Below are 21,432 nucleotides of genomic sequence, written 5' to 3'. Positions count from 1 at the left end.
GGCTCGGATACCTCGGACCCGCCTGTGCACAATGGACGGGTGACCGCCGTCGATCTCTCCGCGCTCGATCCGGAGCAGGCCGCCGCGGTTCGCGCGCCCCGAGGCCCGGTCTGCGTACTCGCCGGGGCCGGTACGGGGAAGACACGCACCATCACCTATCGCATCGCGCATCTGGTGGCGGCCGGCCAGGTGCGCGCCGACCAAGTGCTGGCGGTCACCTTCACCGCCCGGGCCGCGGGCGAGCTGCGGGGCCGGCTGCGGACCCTGGGATTGGGTGAGACGGCGAACACAGTTCAGGCCCGCACCTTTCACGCGGCCGCACTGCGCCAACTGCGCTACTTCTGGCCACAGGTGGTCGGCGAGGTGCCGTGGCGGATGCTGGACAGCAAGTTCCCGGTGGTCGCGCAGGCCGCGAACCGGGTGGGGCTGGCCTCCGGCACCGAGAGCGTGAAAGACCTGCTGGGCGAGATCGAATGGGCCAAATCCGCACTGATCGCGCCCGAGGACTACGCGACCGCGGCCGTGACCCACCATCGGGACACCCCTTTCCCGGCAACCCGTATAGGCGAGGTCTACGCGGCCTACGAATCGCTCAAGACAACGCCCGAAGGTCTGCTGCTCGATTTCGACGATCTGCTCCTGCACACCGCCGCCGCGCTCGAGGACTATCCGGCGGTGGCCGACGAGTTCCGCGAGCGCTACCGCTGCTTCGTGGTCGACGAATACCAGGATGTGACTCCGCTGCAGCAGCGGGTGCTCGACGCCTGGCTCGGTGAACGGGACGATCTCACAGTGGTCGGCGACGCCAACCAGACCATCTACTCGTTCACCGGGGCCACCCCCGCGTATCTGCTGGACTTCTCCCGCCGCTATCCGGACGCGACCGTGGTGCGTCTGGAACGCGATTACCGATCCACACCTCAGGTGGTCGACCTCGCCAACCGGGTTATCGGGATGGCGAAGGGCCGGATCGCCGGGACCCGGCTGCAGTTGATCGGGCAGCGGGACGAGGGACCGGATCCGGAATTCGCCGAATACGGCGAACTCCGTGCCGAGGCCGAGGATGTGGCACAGCGCATCGAAGGTCTGCTCGCCAGCGGTACCGCCGCGGCGGAGATCGCCGTGCTGTATCGGATAAACGCCCAGTCGGAGGCCTACGAACAGGCACTGACCGAACGCGGTATCGCCTACCAGATCCGAGGCGGCGAGGGTTTCTTCCAGCGACCCGAGGTCCGGCAGGCGGTACAGGAACTACGCAAAACCTCGGCCCGCGACGATCTACCCGACTCCTCGCGAACCGGAAAACAGCTGGTCACCCTGGTGAAAGCGGCTTTGGCCCGGATCGGGCTCACCGCCGCCGAACCGGCCGGGGCGCAGGCCCGGCAACGCTGGGAATCACTGGTCGCCCTGGTGCGCCTCACCGAAGAGCTCGTCGATCAGCACCCCGGGCTGGACCCGGCCGGACTGCTACGCGAACTCGCCGCGCGCGCCGAAGCACGCCACCCTCCGACGGTGCAGGGAGTGACGTTGGCGTCGCTGCACTCGGCCAAGGGACTGGAATGGGACGCGGTGTTCCTGGTCGGGCTCACCGACGGCACACTGCCGATAACTTATGTGCTGAACGGGGACGGTTCGGTCGCCGACCAGGCCGCGCTCGAAGAAGAACGCCGGCTGCTCTATGTCGGCGTGACCCGCGCCCGGATCCATCTGCGGTTGTCGTGGGCGTTGTCCCGGGGGGACGGGGATCGGCGGAACCGCCGCCGCTCCCGATTCCTCACCGGTCTCGTGCCCGAGGAATCCCCGGCGTCCCGCATCGCCGCTCCGGCCCGGCCCGGGGGCGAGGCAGCACGACCGGTCTGCCGTGTCTGCGGACGGGCCCTGCTCGATTCGGAATCCGTGCTACTGCGCCGCTGCAAGAACTGTGCGGGCGCGCCGGATCTGGAACTACTTGGCGCGCTTCAGGATTGGCGCCGGGAGAAGGCTGCCGAGCTGGCAGTGGATCCACGCGGGATCCTGGGAGTCAACACTCTCACCGCGATCGCCGAACAGCTCCCCGAGGACGAAGCGGAACTGGCTGCTCTCGGGGTCGGTGAGAGCAAGCTGCGGCAGTACGGCGCGGAAGTTCTGGCCATCATCAGGTCGCGGCGCCGCGCGACGTTCCGGCCGTAGCGCAAAACCGCAGGTAGAAAATAGGTTGTCGACTCCGGCGAGATTGCTTATGGTGGTAATCGCGCTCGGGAGGGTACATCCACGCGCATCATTGGAATTCGGATCACGAGTACAGGAGGGAGGCAGACAGATGAACGGCATGACGAATTACGGAACCGTCTCCGTAATCCCGAATACGCGGATGTCGGCTGCTTCCCGGGGGTTCCTCGCTCTGCAGGGGACCGGCCCGTCCTGCATCGATCGTTTCGGTGCGCAGCCGCGCATGCGCTATTCGCATCAGCCGAACTTCGTCGAACCGCAGGACCTGTCCATTGCGGCCTGGCACCCGGCAGCTGCCTCCGCAGCTGGCGGCTCCCTCGCCATCGATCCCGCCGCGGCACCCGCGGTGGCCGATAAGGGAGCGGAAAGCCTCCGCAAAGGACATAACGCGACCGTGAACAGGCGGCCCAACCGCCGACCAGGTTAGGGAACCACCCCACACCTCCTGGCCACGGGTCGCAGATGCGAAACCGTGGCCATTTTTTCGGCCTTCAGCTCACAAGGCATCGGTTTCGCAGCACGAACACCGAACCGCTGCACAACAAGCTGAAGGAGAACGACGTGGTCACCACCACCCAGAGCTGGCCGACGGCCACCACTGATGTGGCGTGTCGCACCGTGACGACCGGTCCCGGAACTCAGCCACTGACAACCCTGCCCTGCCGGGCCGGCGATCCGGACCTGTGGTTCGCCGAGAGCCCGGTCCAGCTGGAGCAGGCCAAGGCGCTGTGCGCGTCCTGCCCGATCCGTAAGGGCTGCCTGACCGCGGCCATCGATCGGCGGGAGCCGTGGGGTGTCTGGGGTGGTGAGATCTTCGATCAGGGGGTCGTCATCGCCCGCAAGCGCCCGCGTGGCCGGCCGCGTAAGGTCGCCAGCTGTGTCTGACCCGGGCCGCGCGCCCGAGCAACCTGTGGACGCGCACCGGCATCGGAAACGAGCCGCTCATCGCATCGCCGGTGAGCGGCTCGTTCGCGTCCGGGGTGAATACCACCGACCCGGGCAGCACGCGGTCGCATACCGCGATCCGGGCTTTGTACGGTAATTCGTTGTACCTGAACGTTTTTCAGGCGCTGTCGCGCTCTTCCCGGAAACCGGGGAGCCAAGTCGCGGCCAATTGCATGAACGGCACCTCGGCATCGAGCTGGGCGCAGATGCCGATCGACCCGCCCAGCACCCGGAAGATCATCACGTATTCGGCGGGCAGCATCATCGCCCGCGCGGTTTTCATCTCCGGCGCGGAGTAGTCGGTGGCCTTACCCGCTACCCGCTGCATCCAGCGCCGGGTGAAGTGGAACGATTCCGTACGAATGGGATCGGTGAACGGGCGCAGATATTCCTCGATCTCCTGTTCGGTGAGGGTGCGACCGGGCAGAACCCAGCCGTTCGCATGCAGCATTTCGGTGAGTTCGCCGTACTCCTCGGCCACCGCCAGCGCGAGGATCCGGCCCAGCATCTCGGGAAAACCGCCGGGCAGCGGTGCGCAGGCGCCGTAATCGATCACGGCGAGCTTGCCTTCCGGAGTGATCATGAAATTGCCCGGATGCGGATCCGCGTGCAGCAGTCCTGCCGTCTCGGGTGCGGAGAAGTGGAAGCGGCCCATCAATCCGGCCACTCGGTTGCGTAGCACCCGGGTGCCCTCGGGATCGGCCTGACCGGCGGCGATAATGGCGGAAACCGGTGTGCCGTCGAGCCATTCGCTGACGATCACCTTCGGGGCGCTGGCCACCACATGGGGCACCACGAACTCGGGATGCCCGTCGTAGGCCTTGCTGAAGGCCCGCTGATTCGCCGCCTCGTTGCGGTAGTCCAATTCCTCTTCGGTGCGTTCGGTGATCTCGGCGAGTATCGGTTTCACATCCGCACCGGGGATGACCTTCGCGAACAGGCCAGTCATCCGGTTGAGGGTCCGCAGGTCGGCGCGGAGCGCTTCGTCGGCGCCCGGGTACTGGACCTTCACCGCGACCGGGCGCCCGTCCGACCACACCGCCTTGTGCACCTGGCCGATACTGGCCGACGCGGCCGGGGTGTCCTCGAACGATTCGAAACGTTTACGCCAATCGGTGCCGAGTTGCTGATCGAGGACCCGGTGCACCGTCGCGGCGGGCATCGGCGGGGCCGCGGCCTGCAATTTGGTGAGCGCCTCGCGATAATGTTCCCCGAACTCCTCGGGTACCGCGGCCTCCATCACACTCAGTGCCTGGCCGAATTTCATTGCGCCGCCCTTGAGCTCGCCCAGCACGGCGAACAGCTGTTCGGCCGCTTTCTGGTTCAGCTCGGTGTTGATCTCCTTGCGATCGCCACCCGCGAGCTTCTTACCGAAACCGACGGCGGCCCGGCCCGCTACCCCTAGCGGAATCTTGGCTAACTTCGCATTGCGGGACATAGGCCGGCGCACGATCTCAGACACTCCCCCATCATGGCCGACGGACCGGCGGATCTGCCACGGAAAACCGAAGAGAATTACCACTACGCCCAGAACTGTGATTGCCATCACACAAGCTCCGCTGTTCGGAGCCCCTGGCAGCCGCACCGGGTGTGCGGAGCCCACGGCCGACGGCATACGTGGTGGGTATCGAGCTCGAGCTCGAGCGTGCCGTTCAGCGTTTCCAATCGAGAATCCGGTTCGCAGGCGATGATCTTCTCGAGTTCGCCGAGCGCCAGCGCGGCGACAGCGGCGATTCCGGCGGGGCTCGCGTGACCCATCCGGCCGAGCAGCTGCGCGGCCAGCCGTGGCCATTCGGCGTCACGGTCGGTCCGGGTGAGATCGGCGCAGCGCAGGCAACTCGTCTCGCCGGGAAGGACCAGCGGGCCGACGATTCCCTTACCGTCACGCAACCGGACGACCAGATGCGCGATTCCGGCCCGGAACAGCTCCCGGACCAAGCACGGCTCGGGAACCAGCGCATCGGCCAGAACCACCAGATCCGCCGGTGCGACCGTGCGGTTCGTCGTACCGTGATGGTCGCGCGACCGGGCCGCCTTGATGCCGGCCGCGCGTAACCCGGAGCTGATCGCCTCGGCGAGGGGGCCGACCCCGTGGACACGGATGGACCGCACATTCCCCGCCGGGCAGGGCGGATGAACCACCAGGCCCGCCGCGTCGATCACGTCGAACAGCGCTGTCGCGTCCTGGGGGTCGAGACCGAGGGAACGTGCCTGCCAGACGATCGCGGGCCGGCTGTTCAGTCCGTCGAGTAATCGCAGAAACCCGAGGACCTGCGGAGTGTCCAGGCCCGGGGTATCGCACAGTACGGCGGTATCGGGATCCCAGCCCAGCTGGACCTGGCCGGTCGAACGCACCAGGATCGGTACCCGGGGATGCAACAGCGGGCCGCGTGGCCGAAGCGTCGTCATGCACGAATTATGCGACTACGGCTGTGGCCCGACAGGCTTCCGGAACGGAGTTGTCCACAGGCTCACGGCCTGTGGACAACTGACGTTTTACGAGGTGGCAGGCGGTACCCGACACCGCGGCAGAACGCTGCGGGAAGTCGGTGCGCAACACGGAGCTCCCCGCCCGGACAGGGGGCATCCGCCCGCCGCCGAGCCGGCACCGTCGAACCGCGGGCCCGGTTACTCCTTACCGGATCCGGGCTTCTCCGGGCCGGATTCGTCCTCGTCCTGATCGCCGGAATCCGGCGCACCCGCCGAGCCCGCCTGCTCGCGTTCGGCGGCCTCGGTGGCGGCCAACTGCGCGAGCGGGTCGTCGAAGGCGCCCGCGCCGCCACCGATCACCGAATCGATGAAACCGGCGGGCGCGTCGAGATCTGCGGCATCCGGCAGCAGGTCGGGATGCGCCCAGACGCCGTCGCGAGCGGCGATACCGGCATCGTCGGTCAACCGCTGCCAGAGCGTGGCCGCCTCGCGCAGTTTGCGTGGACGCAGTTCCAGGCCGACGAGCGTGGCGAAGGTCTGCTCCGCGGGGCCGCCCGTGGCCCGGCGCCGCCGCAGCGTCTCGGCCAGTGCGCCCGCGCCGGGTAACCGTTCACCCACCGCCGCCGCCACGACCACCTGGACCCAGCCCTCGATCAGGGCGAGCAGGGTCTCCAGCCGATCCAGGGCCTGTTTCTGCTCCGGTGTGGTCTGCGGTTCGAAACTGCCCTGGGCGAGAATTTCCTCGAGCTTGCTCGGATCCGTGAGCGCCGAGGGGTCGAGATCGCGGGCCGCTTCCTCGAGCGCGGAGAAGTCCATGGTGATCCCGCGCGCGTAGTCCTCGACGGCGCCGAGGACCTGCTGCCGCAACCACGGGACGTGCACGAACAACCGCTGGTGCGCGACCTCCCGGGCGGCCAGGAAAACCATGATCTCGCTCTCCGGCTGTTCCAGCCCCTCGCTGAACTCCGAGATCGCGGTGGGCAGCAGCGCGGCGGTTCCGGCCGGGCCCAGCGGCAGGCCGATATCGGTGCCGGTGAGCACCTCCTTGGCGAGCTGGCCCAATGCCTGTCCCAGCTGCGAACCGAAGGCGAGCCCACCCATCTGGCCCAGCATCCCCATCATGGGTCCGGCCATTTCCCGGGCTTCCTCCGGCAATCCGGCGGTCCACATACCGGATATCTGCTGGGCCACCGGATCGCACAGGCGCTGCCAGGTGGGTAGCGTTTTCTCGATCCAGTCGTTGGCCGTCCAGGCGACGGTGCTCGTCGCGCCGGCCGGGAAGGTCGTCGCATCGTCGAGCCACAGTTCGGCGAGATGTGCCGCGTCGGCGACGGCGGCGGCGCTCCCGCTGGATACCGGAGGAACGGTTTTACCCAGCTGCTGGCGCGCCAGCCGCTTGGCCACGTCGTAGTTCACCGGACCGGAACCGCCGCCGGCGACACCCTGACCCATACCGCTGAGCATCTGGCCCAGCGAGGAGAGCATCTGGCCCAGCGCCGCCGGATCGAAACCGGCGCCGCCGGCCCCGAAACCCAGCGGATCGTTACCGCCACCCGGTTTGTCACCGCGGCCGCGGTCGTCGTCATCGCCGCCCTGGGAAAATCCGAACGGGAACTCGCTCATTCCGCCTCACCCGCCGGTACGACGTCCGGGTGGTGTCCGGGGAGCGCGCGCGAACCGGACCGGCCGGCCGGCGCTTCGTGAAGCTGCATGTGGTCCATACTAGGCGCGACGAACCGGCCGGTCCGCCCGCACCGGGGCGGCTTCGCGCTCGGTGAACATCGGATATATCCGGCGAGCCGCTCAACCCACCGCGGAATCGGCCGCGTCGCCGGCGGCCCAGGACTCCACGATCGTGCGGGCGATGGACACCGACCCCGGCAGCAGTAGTTTGTTCGTCTCGTCACCGGTAGCGGTGGCGGGGCCCGGCTCCGGGCGGGCCGGCCAGCCGCCCAGCGCCAGCGCCGCGCGCACCTCGTCACGCGTGAACCAGTGTGCCTCGGCGATCTCACCGTCGGAGAACACCAGCGGCTGGCCGGGATCACCGAGGGCACAGAATCCGAGCATCAGCGACCTCGGGAAGGGCCACGGCTGGCTGCCGAGGTAGCGGATATCCCGGACGTCGAGACCGACCTCCTCGCGGATCTCTCGTTCGACGCACCGTTCGAGCGATTCCCCCGCCTCGACGAACCCGGCCAGTAGCGAGAACATGGTCGGCGGCCAGCTGTGCTGGCGGCCCAGCAATACCCGGTCACCGCCGTCGTGGATCAGGCAGATCACGGCCGGATCGGTGCGCGGGAAATCCTCGCGACCGTCCTCGGTGACCCGGGACCAGCCGGCCTTGGCGGTCACCGTCGGGCTACCGTCCGCACCGTGGAATATGGCGCCGGCATGCCAGTTGATCAGGGCGAGCGCGGTCGCGAGGACCCCGGCGGTGAAATCGTCGATCCGGGTATCGGCGAGCTGACGCAGATCCCGCAATTCTCCGGTGAGATCGCGGTCGCGGACCGCCCACAGGTGCACACCGTCGCGGACGCCGAGGAAAACGGCGTCCGGACTCGGTTCGGCCGATAGTTCCGTGGCGGATTCCCACACCAGCGCCCCCGCCTCGTACCGCACCGCACCGCGCCGGCCGACCCGGAGGAGCCGGGCGGTTGCCCAGCCTTCCTTCAGCGCGTGCGCGTCGCCGCGCAGATGGTCGGCGCGATCGAGCGCCGAACGGGACAACAGAGGGACCTGGTTGAGCTCGAATACCGACACGTCCCGAGACTATCGCGGCCCGATCGGTGGCGCGGCGGGGTCACCGAGCCCGGCGGATATAGAGCAGTTTGTCCCCGGTTTCCAATGCGTCGACCGCCGGTTCGCCGACCCGGATCAGTTCACCGGAGCGGACCACGCCGAGCACGATATCGCTGAGATGCCGCGGGGAGCCACCCACCTCGCCGGGTTCGACCTCACGTTCGGCGACCGCGAAACCGTGTTCGGGGGTGAGCAGATCCTCCATCATCTCCACGACGCTCGGCGTCGTCGTGGCGATACCGAGCAGCCGGCCGGTGGTTTCCGAGGACACCACGACCGAATCGGCGCCGGATTGGCGCAGCAGGTGGGTGTTCTCCGATTCCCGGATCGAGGCGACGATCTTGGCTTTTTTGGTGAGTTCCCGGGCGGTCAGCGTGACCAGGACCGCCGTATCGTCCCGGTTGGTGGCGACGATCACCGAAGCGGCGTTCTGTACCCCGGCCAGGCGCAGCACATCGGATTGGGTGGCCGTTCCGTGCACGGTGACCAGACCGGCGGTCGAGGCCGCCTCCAGGCTCACCGCGTCGGTGTCGACGACGACGATATCGGCGGGCTGCACGCCGTCCCCGAGCATGGCGTCGATAGCGGTCCGGCCCTTGGTGCCGTACCCGACGACGACGGTGTGATTACGCACGGTGCGCCTCCAACGCTGGATCTTCAAGGCCTGGCGGGAACGTTCGGTGAGCACCGCCAGGGTGGTGCCGACCAGGACGATGAGGAACAGCACGCGCAGCGGTGTGATGACGAAGATGTTCACCAGCCGTGCCGAGTCGGTGACCGGGGCGATATCGCCGTAGCCGGTCGTCGACAGCGATACGGTCGCGTAGTAGAACGCGTCGAGCAGGCTCACCGAACCATCGGCGTTGTCGTTGTAACCGCTGCGGCCGAGGAATACGACGATGGCCGCGGTACACAGCAACGCGATCGCGAAAAGCACTCGCCGGCTGAGCGAAATCCAGGGACTGCTCTGTACCTCCGGGATGCGCAGCAGTCCGACCAGCGCGAAATCCGGGCGCTCGGGCGCACCGAGCCGCCCTCGGCCGCCCAGTTGGGCGAACCGGGCGCTCACCGGGGCTACCACCGGCCACTCCGGGAATCCGTCACCCTCAGTCCCTCCGACACAGCTCGGGAGCCTACCTGCTCGTCCCCGGTCCGGTCGGGCGCGCGCCCGGACGCTCGGCCGGGCGGAGGTAGCCGGGCTGCCGACGATGGGCTTCGTACCATTGCTCCCGTTACGGTATGGGCATGGCAGATGACGCATCATCGGGCACCACCGATCCCGGCCGCACCCCCGCGCTGCGGCTGGCGACGCTCCTCCTGGGCGCCGGAGTGCTGCACTTCGTGGCTCCCGGACCGTTCGATTCCATCGTGCCGGCGCAGCTGCCCGGGAAGGCACGCTCCTATACGTACTTGTCCGGCGTGGCCGAAATCGGTGTCGGGACGGCATTGTTGATCCCCCGGACCCGGCGGCTCGGCGGTCTGCTGGCTGCCCTGCTGTTCATCGCGGTGTTCCCGGCCAATATCAAGTTCACCGCGGATTCGGTGGGCAATCCGAAAGCACCGTGGGCGCTGAAGGCGATTTCGGTACTGCGCCTGCCCCTGCAGCTCCCGATGATCACCCAGGCGCTGGCGGTCAGCCGCCGGACTCCGCGGCACTGACAGCGATACCGGCGGCCGGGCACATGCGCCGGGCGCCACGTCGACGACCCGGCTACTCCGGTCGGGCCCGCGGCGCTCGGCCCCCCGGCGACCCCGGATCATCCGGACCGGTCGTATCCGTGAGCAACGCGGCGAGTTCATCCGGGCCGGGCAACCGGTCCGGGGCGACCGTACGACCGCTGCGCACGTAGTGGAACGCGGCCCCGACCCGGTGCAGTACCCGCTCCTCGCTTTCCCCGGTACGAGCCGACAGCAGGCGAGCCCAGGCCAGCCGGTACACGGCCAGCTGCATCGCGACCGCGGGCTGATCGGCGGGGCCGGGTTCGGCACCGGTTTTCCAGTCGACAACGGTCCAGCCGCCACCGGATTCGGCGAATACGGCGTCCATCCGGCCGCGGATGACTATCCCGGCGATGGTGGTTTCGAACGGCACCTCGATCTCTACCGGGCGGCGCGCGGACCAGCGTGAGGAGAGGAAAGCCTCTTGCATCCGGGCCAGTTCGGCGTCGGCCGCGGCGCCGGCGTCGGCCGCACCCGGCAGATCGTCGAGGCCGGGCAGTTGATCGGTGGCGAACCAGCGCTGCACCCAGGCGTGGAAGGCGGTGCCGCGGCGGGCCAGCGGATTGGGCGGATAGGGCAGCGGCCGGCGTAGCCGGGACGCGAGTTTGCCGGGGTCGGCACGCATTTCGACCAGCGCCGTGGCGGGCAGCTGGCTGGGCAGTTCCACTTCGGTGGCAGTGACCGCACCGGACCGGTATTCGGCCAGCAGGGCATCGACATCGGCTGTCCAGCCGTCGGGATCGTCGTCCGGTTCCGGCTCGGGCGCACCGGCGGCGAGTTCGGCCAGCGCGGTGTGGACGAGGGCGGCGCCCTGTTCGATATGAGCGCGGCGGGCGCCGAGCGGGTCGTCGGGCCAGGGCGCGGAATCGGGGGTCGTGGCCAGCGGGTTGGGTTCGCCGGGTTCCGGTGCCTGCGCCCAGTGCGCGATCCGCACACCACTGTCCGGCTGGTCGGCGGCGGTTTTCAGATCCAGCAGGAACTCCGAGGGCCCCTTCGGTTTGTCCCCGGATTCGGACCAGTGGTGGGCCGAGACCAGTAGCACGCGTTCGGTTCTGGTGAGCGCCACATAGAAGAGCCGGCGATCCTCGTCCAGCCGGCGCCGTTGCAGCGCCTTCTTGTGCGCGGTCAGACAGTGCTGCAGATCGGCGCGGTCGGCGCAATCGGACAGGTCCAGCACCGGGACCCCGTCCGGCGAATCCGCGGTGGCGCGATCACCGCGCAGCGAAGTCGGCAGTTCGGCCAGGGCGCCCAGCCAGGTGTTCACCCCGCGGGTCGACGGGAACACATCCCTGGTGACGTGAGGTACCGCGACGACCTCCCATTCCAGCCCCTTGGCCGCGTGCACGGTCAGCACCTGAACGCGATCCGGCGCGACCTCCACTTCTCCGGGTTCCAAACCGTTCTCGACGGATTCCGCCGCGGACAGGAATGCGAGCAGACCGCCGAGGGTCGCTCCGGTGTCGTTCGCGTAGCCGGCGACGACCTCGGCGAAGGCGTCGAGATGTTCGCGCCCCGCACCCGACCCGGACAGGGCGCGGCGCGCCTGGGCCTCCACCCCCACTCCGATGGTGCGTTCCACATCTGCGACCAGTTCGGTGAGCGGCTGCCCGGCCCGTTCGCGCAGCGTCGCCAGTTCCCGGCCCAGCGCGGTGATCCGGCGGTATCCGGCGGTCGAATACCGCTGCGGTGGGCCGGGGTCGGCGATCGCATCGGCGAGACCCGCCCGCTCGGCGGGTTCGGGAGCCACCTCTCGCAATGCCGCGGCCAGGGAAGCGGAATCGGTGATATCGCCACCCGGGTCGTGACCGATCGACAGTTCCCGGGCCCGCCGGGCGAGTGCGGCCAGATCGGCCACCCCGATCCGCCAGCGGGCGCCGGTGAGGATCCGCACCGCCGCGCTCCCGGCCGCGGGGTCGGCGATGAGCCGCAGGGTCGCGACGATATCGGCGACCTCCGGTGTCGCCAGCAACCCACCGAGGCCGACGATCTCCACCGGTAGCCCCTGCGCGCGCAACTGCTCGGCGAGTTCGGCGGCATCGGCGTTACGGCGGATCAGGACCGCGGAGGTGGGCGGTGGCCGCTGCGCTTCCCGCGCCTTCGTCCATTCGGCGGCGATCCGCTCGGCGATCCAGCGGCGTTCGTCGGCGACCGTCGTACACAACGCGAGTGCGAGGTCACCGGGTTCGGCATCGGGTTTCGCCCGCAGCGCGTCCACCGTGACCCCACCGCTCGCGCGGGCCGCGGCGCGCAACGGTTCGACGACCAGATTGGCCAGACGCAGTGCCTCCGGCGGGTTGCGCCAGCTGGTGAGCAGCGGAAGTACCGGCGCCGGATGGTTCGGCCCCTGCGGGAAATCGGTGGTGAACCGGGGCAGGTTGGCCGCCGAGGCACCGCGCCAGCCGTAGATGGACTGCATGGGGTCGCCGACCGCTGTCACCGCCAGTGGTCGCGGTTCGGTGCGCTGGGGGCCGCTGCGCTCGGCCGCGTATCCGGCGCCGAAAAGAGCGGAGAGCAGGATGCGCTGCGCATGGCCGGTGTCCTGGTATTCGTCGAGCAGTACCAGGCGGAAGCGCGCGCGTTCGGCGGTGGCGACCTCCCGATGTTCGGCCGCCAGCCGGGCGGCCAGCGACATCTGGGCGCCGAAATCCAGTGCGCCGCGCTGATGCAGGGTTTCGCGTAACTGCCGTACCAGGGGCAGCAGCGCGACCCGTTCCCGCTGGGCGCGCAGTATCCCCAGCAGCTCTTTGTTCGGGCCGCCGCGCTGGCGTGGGCCGGGGGGCAGCGTGTGGATGAGCTTTTCCAGCACCGTGTGGGCTTCGGCCAGCTGCTCGGGTTCCACCAGATGTTCGGCGAGCTGCCCGGACAGCGCGAGCACGGCCTCGGTGACGGTCAGCGGCGAGCGGTCGGTTTCCAGGTCGCCGTCCCAGCTGCGCACAACTTGGTGCGCGAGCTGCCACAGCTGGGTTTCGGTGAGCAGCGCCGCCGACGGCTCCACCGGGAGCAGCAGCCCGTGTTCGCCCAGCAACCTGCCCGCGTAGGAGTGGTAGGTACTGATCTCGGGTTCCGCGCCTGCCAAGGTGGCACGCAGTTCGCCGGCGGGGTCGAGATCGCGCAGCAGCCGGGAACCGGCCAGCCGTGCCAGCCGGGTTCGGATACGGGCGGTCAGCTGCTGGGCGGCCTTACGGGTGAAGGTGAGACCGAGCACTTCCTCCGGCGTGACAAGGCGGTTGGCCACCATCCAGACGACCCGGGCCGCCATCGTCTCGGTTTTTCCCGCACCCGCCCCGGCCACCACCAGCGCCGGCCCGGGCGGCGCGGCGATCACCGCCGCCTGTTCCGCGGTCGGCGAGGGCAGACCGAGTGCGTCGGCCAGCTGCCCCGGAGTTACCCGGGCGCTCACTCTTCGGTCACCTGACGTCCGGCGTCCTGGACCGGGCAGCTGTTCTGCACCGAGCAGTGGCGGCAGCCGTCGTTGCGGATCGCCAGGAAACCGGGGCCCGCGGTACTCGCGGCGGCCGAATGGATCGTCGCACGCCAGGTGGCGAGCGCTTCGGGATCGAGCGCCGGCTGGGCGCGTTCCTTCGCGACCCCACTGGACGCCGGGAGCCCGACGTACACCAGCCGGGCGCCGCCGGGTTCGGGGTCGGTAGTTGTCTCGTCGAGCGCTCCCGCCGCGGCCGCGACCTGATAGGTGGCCAGCTGCGCGTGCTGGGCGGCGTCGGCCTCGCTGACCGGGTTCTTCCCCGTTTTCACATCGACGATCACGAAGCGGCCGTCGGCGTCGCGTTCCAGCCGATCGATCCGGCCGCGGATCCGGACGGCCGGTACGTCGTCGCCGCCGGGCAGCACACAGTCGACGGGTACCTCGATACCGGCCTGGGTGAGCTCGGCACGGGTGCTGCGAACCCAGGCGACGAACGCGTCCAACATCGCCTCGGTGCGCCGTAGTTCCTGCCGGGAGTGCCAGCTCGACTCGGGGTCGATACTGGCCCAGCTGCGCGCGAGCTCGGCCCGCACCTGGTCGAGCGGCACCCGGCCGGCCAGCGCCTGGACCAGGGTGTGGACGAGTGTGCCCTTGACGGCGTGCGGATTGTCCCCGTCCGATCCGCCGTGCCGTTCCAGCGCCCACCGCAGCGGGCAGGTGCGCAGGAGTTCGACCGTCGACGGGGACAGCGCGACCGGACTGTCGTCCTCCCACAGGGTCTCGGTGGAGCTGAGCTCGGATACGCCGTACCAATCGCCGGGGGCCGTGCCCGGTATACCCGCCAGGGCGAGGCGGGCCAGCTCACTCGCGGCGCGGCGGCGGCGTTCGTCACCGGCGCCGGGGTCGCAGACAGCCGCACGGAGCTCGGCCACCAGCGCGTGCAACGCAAGTACCCGGCCCGGTTCGGCGACCGGGAGCGCACCGGGTTCACCGCCGGATTCACCGCCGAGTAGTTCGGCCAGGAATCGTGACGGGACCAGATCCCGCTCCCCTGTCACCGACTCCACGGCCGTGACCAGCAGAGATCGCCGAGCTCGGCTGCACGCGAGGAACAGCAGCCGGCGTTCCTCGGCCAGGATCGGTGCCGTGCGACTGACCGGCTCGGTGATACCGGCGATATGGTCCACCAGGTCCTCGGTATGCAGCAGGGTGCCCCGCGGCCGCGGATCCGGCCAGATCCCCTCCTGCACACCGGCGACCGCGACGACCTCCCATTCCCGCCCGGCCGCGGCGTGCGCGCTCAGCAGATCGACGGCTTCGTCCTGACGCGAGGGCGCCGCCCGATCCTGCGCGATCTGCTGCTGGGCCAGGTATTCCACGAAACCCTCGAGAGTGGCGCCCGGCAGCCGGTCGGTGTATCCGGCGGCCGCGTCGAACAACGCGACCGCGGCGTCGAGATCACGATCGGCCTGTGTTCCGGCCGCCCCACCGCGCTCGGATTGCGCCAGCCAGCGTTTCTCCAGCCGCGATCCGGTCCACAGCGCCCACAGCACATCTTCGAGACTGCCGTCGGCACGCCGGACCCGGCGGGCACGGTCGAGTGCGCGCACCGCCCGGTTCAGCGGCGCGACCTCGACCTCGGTCAGCCCCGCGAGGACCCGTTCGTCGCCGGAACCGAGAAGCAGTTCCCGCAGGATGTCCATCGAAGGGCGGTCGGCGACCGGTACGGCGGGATCGGAGTCGGGTGCGGCGTTGCCGGCGGCACGGTCGCCGTAGGCGCCGGCGGGTCCACCGCGATCAGCGGAGACGGGACCATCGGTGCCGGCCCGGGAGGCACCCGAGGAACACGCCGGAGCGGGGCCTCGGTCCGGGATCGATCGCCCGGCGATATCGCCGCCTCGGTCGTCCGAGCCGAACTCTCCGGGGTCTGGAGGGAGCTCGTCCTCCTGATCCTCGGGGTCAGGGGGGAGCCCGTCCCAGGGGTCGACGGCGAGGCGGTCTTCTTCGAGACCGAACCAGTTCTCGTCCTCGGCTCGGCGGTCCACATCGCGGAATGGGTCGCGATCCGGCCCTTCGCCGGGTCGCAGTCCCCGCGACGACTCGGTATCCAGCAGGAGGTGGTCGTCCGGCGATTCGGGCGGACCGGCCGGTGCCGGAGCCGGATCGCCGGACTCCGGCGCGGTCCGGGCGAGTTCCAAGGTGGTACGCCGGATACCGCGGCGCAGGCGGCGCAGACCGATCTGATCGGCGCCGCCCAGCGGGCCGCCCAGCAGGTCGAGCGCATCCTCCGGGCCGAACAGCGATTCCGTGGACCCGGTCCCCCGGCGGGCGGCCTCACTCGCGAGCACGGCGCGCAGCGCGAGCAACATCCACGCTGCGCCGCGACGGCGGGCCAGCGGAGTGTCGTTCACGGGCTGCCGGACCGGCACCCCGGCGGCCAGCAAGGCCCGGCGCAGGGGCGGTAGCAGCAGCGGTACCGACCGCACGATCACCGCCATCTGCGACCACGGCACCCCCTCGGTGAGATGGGCGCGGCGCAGCTGGTCCGCGATCAGCGAGGCTTCCTTGGCCGGGCTGCCGAGTACCCGCACACGGACCTGCGCGACCGGTTCGGGGATCGCCGCGTCCTGTTCACCGCGTTCCGCGGGACCCAGGTCGCCGAATGTGGTGCGATGCGCGGCGCTACCGGGCAGGCGGGCGGCGATCCGCGCAGCCGTGGTGTGCACGGCCGGCCCCGAACGGTGGTTGGTGTGCAGGATGATCCGGCGCGCGGCCGGGACCTCGAGCTCGGTGAGGAACCGGGCGTCGGCGCCGCGGAAGGTGTAGACGGACTGGTCGGGGTCGCCGGCGATCACGGTGGTTCCGGCGCCTTCGGCGAGGGCTCGGACCAGCATCGCGGCCTGCGGGTCCAGGTGCTGGGCGTCGTCGACGAGCAGGCAGCGCAGCCGGGCGCGTTCGGCGGCCAGCAGATCGGCATCACCGGCCAGCGCGTCCAGCGCGGCGCCCACCAATTCCGCCGCGTTCAGCGCGGGCGCCGAGGCCTCCGGGGCGGCCACGCCGACCGACCAGCGCAGCAGCATCGCCTGTTCGTAGCGTTGCGCGAACCGGCCGGCCGCCACCCAGTCCGGCCGGTCCTGCCGCCGGCCCAGTTCGATCAGATCCTCCGGGCCGAGGCCGCGTTCGGTGGCGCGCAGCATCAGGTCGCGGAGTTCATCCGCGAAACCGGTCAGGCTCAGCGCGGGCTGGAGTCGCCGGGGCCACAGGTCACCGGCACCGGCGGCGATATCGGCCAGATCGCCGCGCAGCATTTCCCGCAGTACCGCGTCCTGTTCCGCGCCGGTGAGCAGCCGCGGCGGCGGATTCCCGTGCCGGGCGGCCTGCCGGCGCAGGATCCCGAAGGCGTACGAGTGGATGGTGCGGGCCAGCGGTTCGCGGGTCGCACCGGAGATCGACGTGCCGAGGTCGGCCCCGGCTGCGGCCGGGTGCGGGTCGGTTCCCGGATCGAGCAGATGGGGATCGGCCCCGGAAAGGTCGGCGGGCGACGGGTCGCCGAGCGGAAACAGCGCCAGGTCGGCGGGAGCATGCGAATCCGGTCCGCTGTCGAAGACGGGAGCGCAGACGCCCCAGTGAGCCAGACGTTCGGTGAGCGAGTCCCGCGCGGCCGCCGCGGCCTGTTTCGAATGGGTGAGCAACAGCACCGACTCCGGGTCCGCGCCGCCGGCGATCCGCGCGACCGCCACATCGACCAGCAATGCCGACTTCCCGGTTCCGGGACCGCCGAGAACACGCCATATCCGGCCCGTACCGGATTGCGTGCCGGTTGCCGGCGCGGTGGCGAACAGCGCGCGAATACCGGCGCCCCAGGTCCGAGCCCGGGGAGCCGATGTTCTCCGGCGCACCAGCCGCACCGGCCTATCCGAACGCACCACGACCGCTATTGCAACAGACGGGGCCGACACCGCCGGTACCACGTCCGACCCGCGGGCACTGCGGGTCCGGCGCACCGCGATAAGAATGTCACCGTGTCCACACTGCATGTTCACCGATTCGGCCCGGCCACCGGCCCGGTGCTCCTGGCTCTGCACGGTCTCACCGGTCACGGCAAACGCTGGGCAGACCTGGCCCGGTTACTGCCCGATATCCGGGTGATAGCTCCCGACCTGCGCGGACACGGTCGCTCCACCGCGCTTCCGCCCTGGGACTTCGAAACGATCGTGGCGGATCTGGTGGAATTGCTCACCGCGGAAACCGACGAACCGGTGGTGGTGGCGGCCCATTCCTTCGGTGGCGCCTGCGCCCTGCATCTCGCCCGACAGCACCCGGACCTGGTCCGCAGTCTGGTCCTGCTGGACCCGGCGGTCGCGCTCGACCCGGAATGGCTGCTCGATATCGCCGGGTCCACCCTCGGTTCCGCGGACTACACCGATGTCGAGGAGGCCAGGATGGACAAGCTGGCAACGGGCTGGGGCGCGGCCGACCCCGAGGTCCTGCAGGCGGAACTCGACGAACATCTGGTTCCGGCCGAGAACGGACGGGTCGGCTGGCGGGTGAGCCTTACCGCGTTGATCGCCTATTGGGGTCAGCTCGCCCGCGAGCCGGCGCTGCCCCCGGCGGATCTGCCGACCGTGCTGGTGCGCGCCGCCAAGGTGGACCCGCCGTTCCTCACCGAGCCGGTGCGGGCGGCGCTCGGCGAACGGCTGGGGACGAATCTCACCGTCGAGGAGTGGGACTGCGAGCATATGGTCGCGCAGGTCCTCCCGGAGCGGACCGCCGCCGTGATCCGCGCGGCGCTGTAGGGCGCGCCGATGGTCACCAGCGACGAGCAGATCGAACGCGTCCGCGAACTGGTCGCGTCGATACCGGCGGGCCGGGTCGCCACCTACGGTGATATCGCCGCGGCGGCGGGCTTGTCCACACCGCGCACCGTGGGCTGGATCATGCGCACCGATTCCGGTGATCTGCCCTGGCACCGGGTACTCGGCGCATCCGGCAGACCCGCGGCCCACCTCGCCGATCGGCAGCTCCGGCTGCTCGCGGACGAGGGCGTGCCGGTCGAGGACGGGCGGGTCGACCTGCGCACCGCACGTCATAGATTTCCGTGACCTGGAGAGCCGGTCCACCGACCGGCCGCGTCGTCCCAGACGGCGAATAGCATGACCCGTATGCCGAATTCCGCGCCCGCCCCGGACGTGATCGTGCTCGCCGGGGGCAGGGCCAGCCGTATGGGTGGTATCGACAAACCGGGCCTCGTGGTCGGCGGGCGATCGATGCTGGAGACCGCGCTGGCCGCCGTGGCGACGCTGGGACGCACCGTGGTCGTCGGCCCCGCGCGCCCGGAATTGGACGCCGCGATCGTGCAGACCCGCGAACCCGAACCCGGGTCGGGACCGGTGGCGGCCGTCGCTGCCGGGCTCGCCGCCCTAGGCGACGATATTTCCCCCCATCTCGTGATCCTCGCCGCCGACCTGCCGTTCCTCACCGCGCCGGTGATCGGCGAACTGCTGCGCCACAGCGCGGATTTCGACGCGGTTTTCGCCGCGGATACCGATGGCAGGCCGCAGTACCTCATCGGGGTGTGGCGATCCGACGCGTTATCGGCCCGGCTGGGTGAACTCGGCAGTGTGGTCAACCAGCCGATGAAAGCGCTGGTACCCCGGAATACGAAGATCGTGCCACTGGCCGGGGTCGACGATTGCGATACCCCGGGTGAGATCGATGCCGCCCGCGCGGCGCTCGCCGAAGATCCGGTGCGTGATTCAGGCCACCACGGGCCGCTCGCGGCCGAGTCCCCCCGGAACGTTTCCACACCGATTCCCGGCGCCACCGGTATATCGATCTCCGGAACCGAAGCGCCGCCGCCGGCCGCGGCCCGGACACCCTCCGCCGGAGCATCTATCCCGCTGGATCGGGCCCGGGAAATACTGTGCGAGAGCCTGTCTCGGTTACCTGAACAGCACTGCGAGCTGAGCACCGCCCGCGGCGCGGCACTCGCCGCCCCGATCACCGCACTCGGCGCACTGCCCCGTTTCGATGTCTCGGCGATGGACGGCTACGCCGTCCGTGGAGACGGCCCCTGGGAGCTGCGCGCCGATATCGGGTTCGCGGGCGGGCAGCGCCCGAACGGCCTGCTCCCCGGCGAGGCGGTACGGATCGCCACCGGCGCCCAGATCCCCGAGAGCACCACCCGGGTCCTGCGCGACGAATTCGCCCGATACGACGGGCGGCTGCACCGGCTCCCGCAGACCCCGGAGCGTTCCGATATCCGCCGCCGTGGGGAGGACCGCGAGCCTGGCGACGTGATCGCCCCGGCCGGTTCCACGGTCACTATCGCGCTGATTTCCGCCGCCGCCGCGGTCGAGGTCACCACAGCGGCAGTACGCGGACCGGTCCGCGCCCGAATCGTCATGACCGGCGACGAAATCCGCAGCACCGGCCCGCTGCAGGCCGGGCAGACCAGAGATTCGATCGGCCCCGTCTTGCCGGGGCTCCTCGAGCCACACGGCGTGCGGGCCATCGACCAGGTCCATCTCCGCGATACGGCCCACGGTTTCGACCAGGTCCTCGCGACTGCCACCGATTGCGATCTCCTCGTCGTGGTGGGGGCAACCGGCGGTGGCGCCGCCGACCAGCTCCGCGGAGCCCTCGACCGCGCCGGATCCCGAATCCTGATCCCCCGCCTGTCCCTACGCCCCGGTGGTTCCACTGTGGTGGCCGAAATGGATTCGACAACAACAGTTCTCGGCCTGCCCGGCAATCCCTTCGCCGCGGTCGCCACCCTGCTGGCCCTGACCCCGGCCCTCGTCGCCGGCCGCACCGGCGCACCCCCACCCCCGTCATCGATCGGCCCGCTACACAATGCCGCCGAAATCGCCGGCCCGGTGGCCCGGATCATCCCGGCCCGGCATGCCGGGCCCCCGGCGGGCGGCTGGATCGGCGATACCTCGATCCGCACCGCACACCTGGGCGGATTGATCGACCGGGACGGCCTGGTCGTCGTCCCGGCCGACGCCCGAGACGGTGTGGCGGCCGAGTTCATCCCGATGCCCCACTGATCCGCGTCGCGGGACACTTGACTATGCCGTAGCGGCACAGTTCACCCTGGAGTACCCGCTCGGCGCGCACGTGCCGGCAGAGCCGATCCGAGGAGCCGATCATGTCCTGGAGTACTCGTGAACTCGCCGAACTCGCCGGCACCAGCGTGCGGACGGTGCGGCACTATCACGATGTCGGACTCCTCGAACAACCCGAACGCCACAGCAACGGCTACAAACGCTACGGCGTCTCCCACCTGCTACGCGTGCTGCGCATCAAACGCCTGTCCGACCTCGGCATACCCCTGTCGCGGATCGCCGGGATGGGTGACAACGAATACCCGCACGAATCACTGCTCGCCCTGGACACCGAACTGGCCGCAACCATCGAACGCCTCCAGCGCATCCGCATGGAACTCGCCCTCATTCTCCGTCAGGGCACACCCACCGATCTCCCACCCGACCTGGCCCCGATTACCACAGAGCTCAGCGAGGCCGACCGCGCCTACACCGTCATCATGAACCGTGTCCTCGGCCCGACGGCGCTCGGTTCGCTACGCGAAATGCTGACCGCCATGAACCCCGGCGACCCCACCATGGCCGAATTCGACAATCTCCCCGCCGACGCCGACGAGCAAACCCGCGCCGACCTGGCCGAACGCGCCCTCCCCTACGTCCGGAAACTCCACGCCACCTACCCGAACCTCGGCTCGGTCGACGATTCCCCGGTCGGCCCGCAGCGCGCGTCCCAGGCACTCGCCCTGGCCCTGAAAGACCTCTACAACGAAGCCCAGTTCGACGTCCTCATCCGCGTGAGCCGCCTACTCACCACGTCCGAACAGGACTGACCCGGCGAAGCGGGACCAGTTCAACCGG

At 69.9% G+C, this 21,432-nt stretch carries 15 protein-coding genes; 8 read left to right on the top strand and 7 right to left on the bottom strand.

What is annotated here, in order from left to right; translation table 11 throughout:
- Nucleotides 1–39 precede the first annotated feature (39 nt).
- From ABZ827_RS24125 to ABZ827_RS24115, 3 genes are all read left to right on the top strand, one after another.
- Entirely contained in the window at nucleotides 40–2,169 is a 2,130-nt protein-coding gene (locus ABZ827_RS24125) for an ATP-dependent DNA helicase UvrD2 (protein ID WP_357240652.1), read from the top strand.
- A gap of 130 nt (nucleotides 2,170–2,299) precedes the next feature.
- Nucleotides 2,300–2,635: a hypothetical protein gene (locus ABZ827_RS24120; RefSeq protein ID WP_357240649.1), complete on the top strand. Its 336-nt coding sequence runs from the start codon at nucleotides 2,300–2,302 to the stop codon at nucleotides 2,633–2,635.
- A 176-nt stretch (nucleotides 2,636–2,811) separates the two neighbouring features.
- Nucleotides 2,812–3,093, top strand: coding sequence for a WhiB family transcriptional regulator (locus tag ABZ827_RS24115; protein ID WP_357240748.1), 282 nt, complete (start codon nucleotides 2,812–2,814; stop codon nucleotides 3,091–3,093).
- A gap of 178 nt (nucleotides 3,094–3,271) precedes the next feature.
- Here the strand turns inward: ABZ827_RS24115 and ABZ827_RS24110 are convergent, their stop codons facing one another.
- The 5 genes from ABZ827_RS24110 to ABZ827_RS24090 form a co-directional block, all read right to left on the bottom strand.
- A complete protein-coding gene (locus tag ABZ827_RS24110; RefSeq protein WP_357240745.1) occupies nucleotides 3,272–4,591 on the bottom strand; it encodes an AarF/UbiB family protein in 1,320 nt (439 codons plus the stop codon).
- 107 nt (nucleotides 4,592–4,698) lie between these two features.
- The gene (locus tag ABZ827_RS24105; RefSeq protein ID WP_357240647.1) at nucleotides 4,699–5,562 is read right to left on the bottom strand and encodes a TOMM precursor leader peptide-binding protein; all 864 of its coding nucleotides are present in this window, start codon (nucleotides 5,560–5,562) and stop codon (nucleotides 4,699–4,701) included.
- A gap of 219 nt (nucleotides 5,563–5,781) precedes the next feature.
- Nucleotides 5,782–7,206, bottom strand: coding sequence for a zinc-dependent metalloprotease (locus ABZ827_RS24100; protein WP_357240644.1), 1,425 nt, complete (start codon nucleotides 7,204–7,206; stop codon nucleotides 5,782–5,784).
- Between the two features lie 180 nt (nucleotides 7,207–7,386).
- A complete protein-coding gene (gene nudC, locus ABZ827_RS24095; protein ID WP_357240641.1) occupies nucleotides 7,387–8,343 on the bottom strand; it encodes an NAD(+) diphosphatase in 957 nt (318 codons plus the stop codon).
- Between the two features lie 40 nt (nucleotides 8,344–8,383).
- Nucleotides 8,384–9,451, bottom strand: coding sequence for a potassium channel family protein (locus ABZ827_RS24090; protein WP_357240638.1), 1,068 nt, complete (start codon nucleotides 9,449–9,451; stop codon nucleotides 8,384–8,386).
- A 176-nt stretch (nucleotides 9,452–9,627) separates the two neighbouring features.
- On the opposite strand from ABZ827_RS24090, the gene ABZ827_RS24085 reads away from it, so the two are divergent.
- Entirely contained in the window at nucleotides 9,628–10,041 is a 414-nt protein-coding gene (locus ABZ827_RS24085) for a hypothetical protein (protein ID WP_357240635.1), read from the top strand.
- A gap of 52 nt (nucleotides 10,042–10,093) precedes the next feature.
- Here ABZ827_RS24085 and ABZ827_RS24080 read toward each other — a convergent pair whose 3' ends face one another.
- Together ABZ827_RS24080 and ABZ827_RS24075 are read right to left on the bottom strand one after the other, a co-directional pair.
- Nucleotides 10,094–13,501, bottom strand: a complete 3,408-nt coding sequence (locus tag ABZ827_RS24080) for an ATP-dependent DNA helicase (protein ID WP_357240632.1) — start codon at nucleotides 13,499–13,501, stop codon at nucleotides 10,094–10,096.
- Entirely contained in the window at nucleotides 13,498–17,376 is a 3,879-nt protein-coding gene (locus tag ABZ827_RS24075) for a PD-(D/E)XK nuclease family protein (RefSeq protein ID WP_357240742.1), read from the bottom strand. Before ABZ827_RS24075 ends, ABZ827_RS24080 begins: the two co-directional genes overlap by 4 nt.
- Nucleotides 17,377–17,547: 171 nt before the next feature.
- On the opposite strand from ABZ827_RS24075, the gene ABZ827_RS24070 reads away from it, so the two are divergent.
- From ABZ827_RS24070 to ABZ827_RS24055, 4 genes are all read left to right on the top strand, one after another.
- Nucleotides 17,548–18,321 (top strand): alpha/beta hydrolase, encoded by a 774-nt coding sequence (locus ABZ827_RS24070; RefSeq protein WP_357240629.1) that lies wholly within the window; start codon nucleotides 17,548–17,550, stop codon nucleotides 18,319–18,321.
- Between the two features lie 9 nt (nucleotides 18,322–18,330).
- Nucleotides 18,331–18,627, top strand: a complete 297-nt coding sequence (locus tag ABZ827_RS24065; protein ID WP_357240626.1) for an MGMT family protein — start codon at nucleotides 18,331–18,333, stop codon at nucleotides 18,625–18,627.
- A 60-nt stretch (nucleotides 18,628–18,687) separates the two neighbouring features.
- Nucleotides 18,688–20,577, top strand: a complete 1,890-nt coding sequence (locus ABZ827_RS24060) for an NTP transferase domain-containing protein (protein WP_357240623.1) — start codon at nucleotides 18,688–18,690, stop codon at nucleotides 20,575–20,577.
- Between the two features lie 101 nt (nucleotides 20,578–20,678).
- Nucleotides 20,679–21,404 carry a MerR family transcriptional regulator gene (locus ABZ827_RS24055; protein ID WP_357240620.1) on the top strand — a complete coding sequence of 242 codons (726 nt, stop codon included), beginning with the start codon at nucleotides 20,679–20,681 and terminating at the stop codon, nucleotides 21,402–21,404.
- Nucleotides 21,405–21,432: the final 28 nt, after the last annotated feature.

It is taken from the genome of Nocardia sp. NPDC019395, from assembly GCF_040632335.1.
In the GTDB taxonomy this organism is placed as follows: domain Bacteria; phylum Actinomycetota; class Actinomycetes; order Mycobacteriales; family Mycobacteriaceae; genus Nocardia.
Note: the sequence above shows the minus strand (reverse complement) of the source record. Positions and strands in the feature narration are given on the sequence as shown.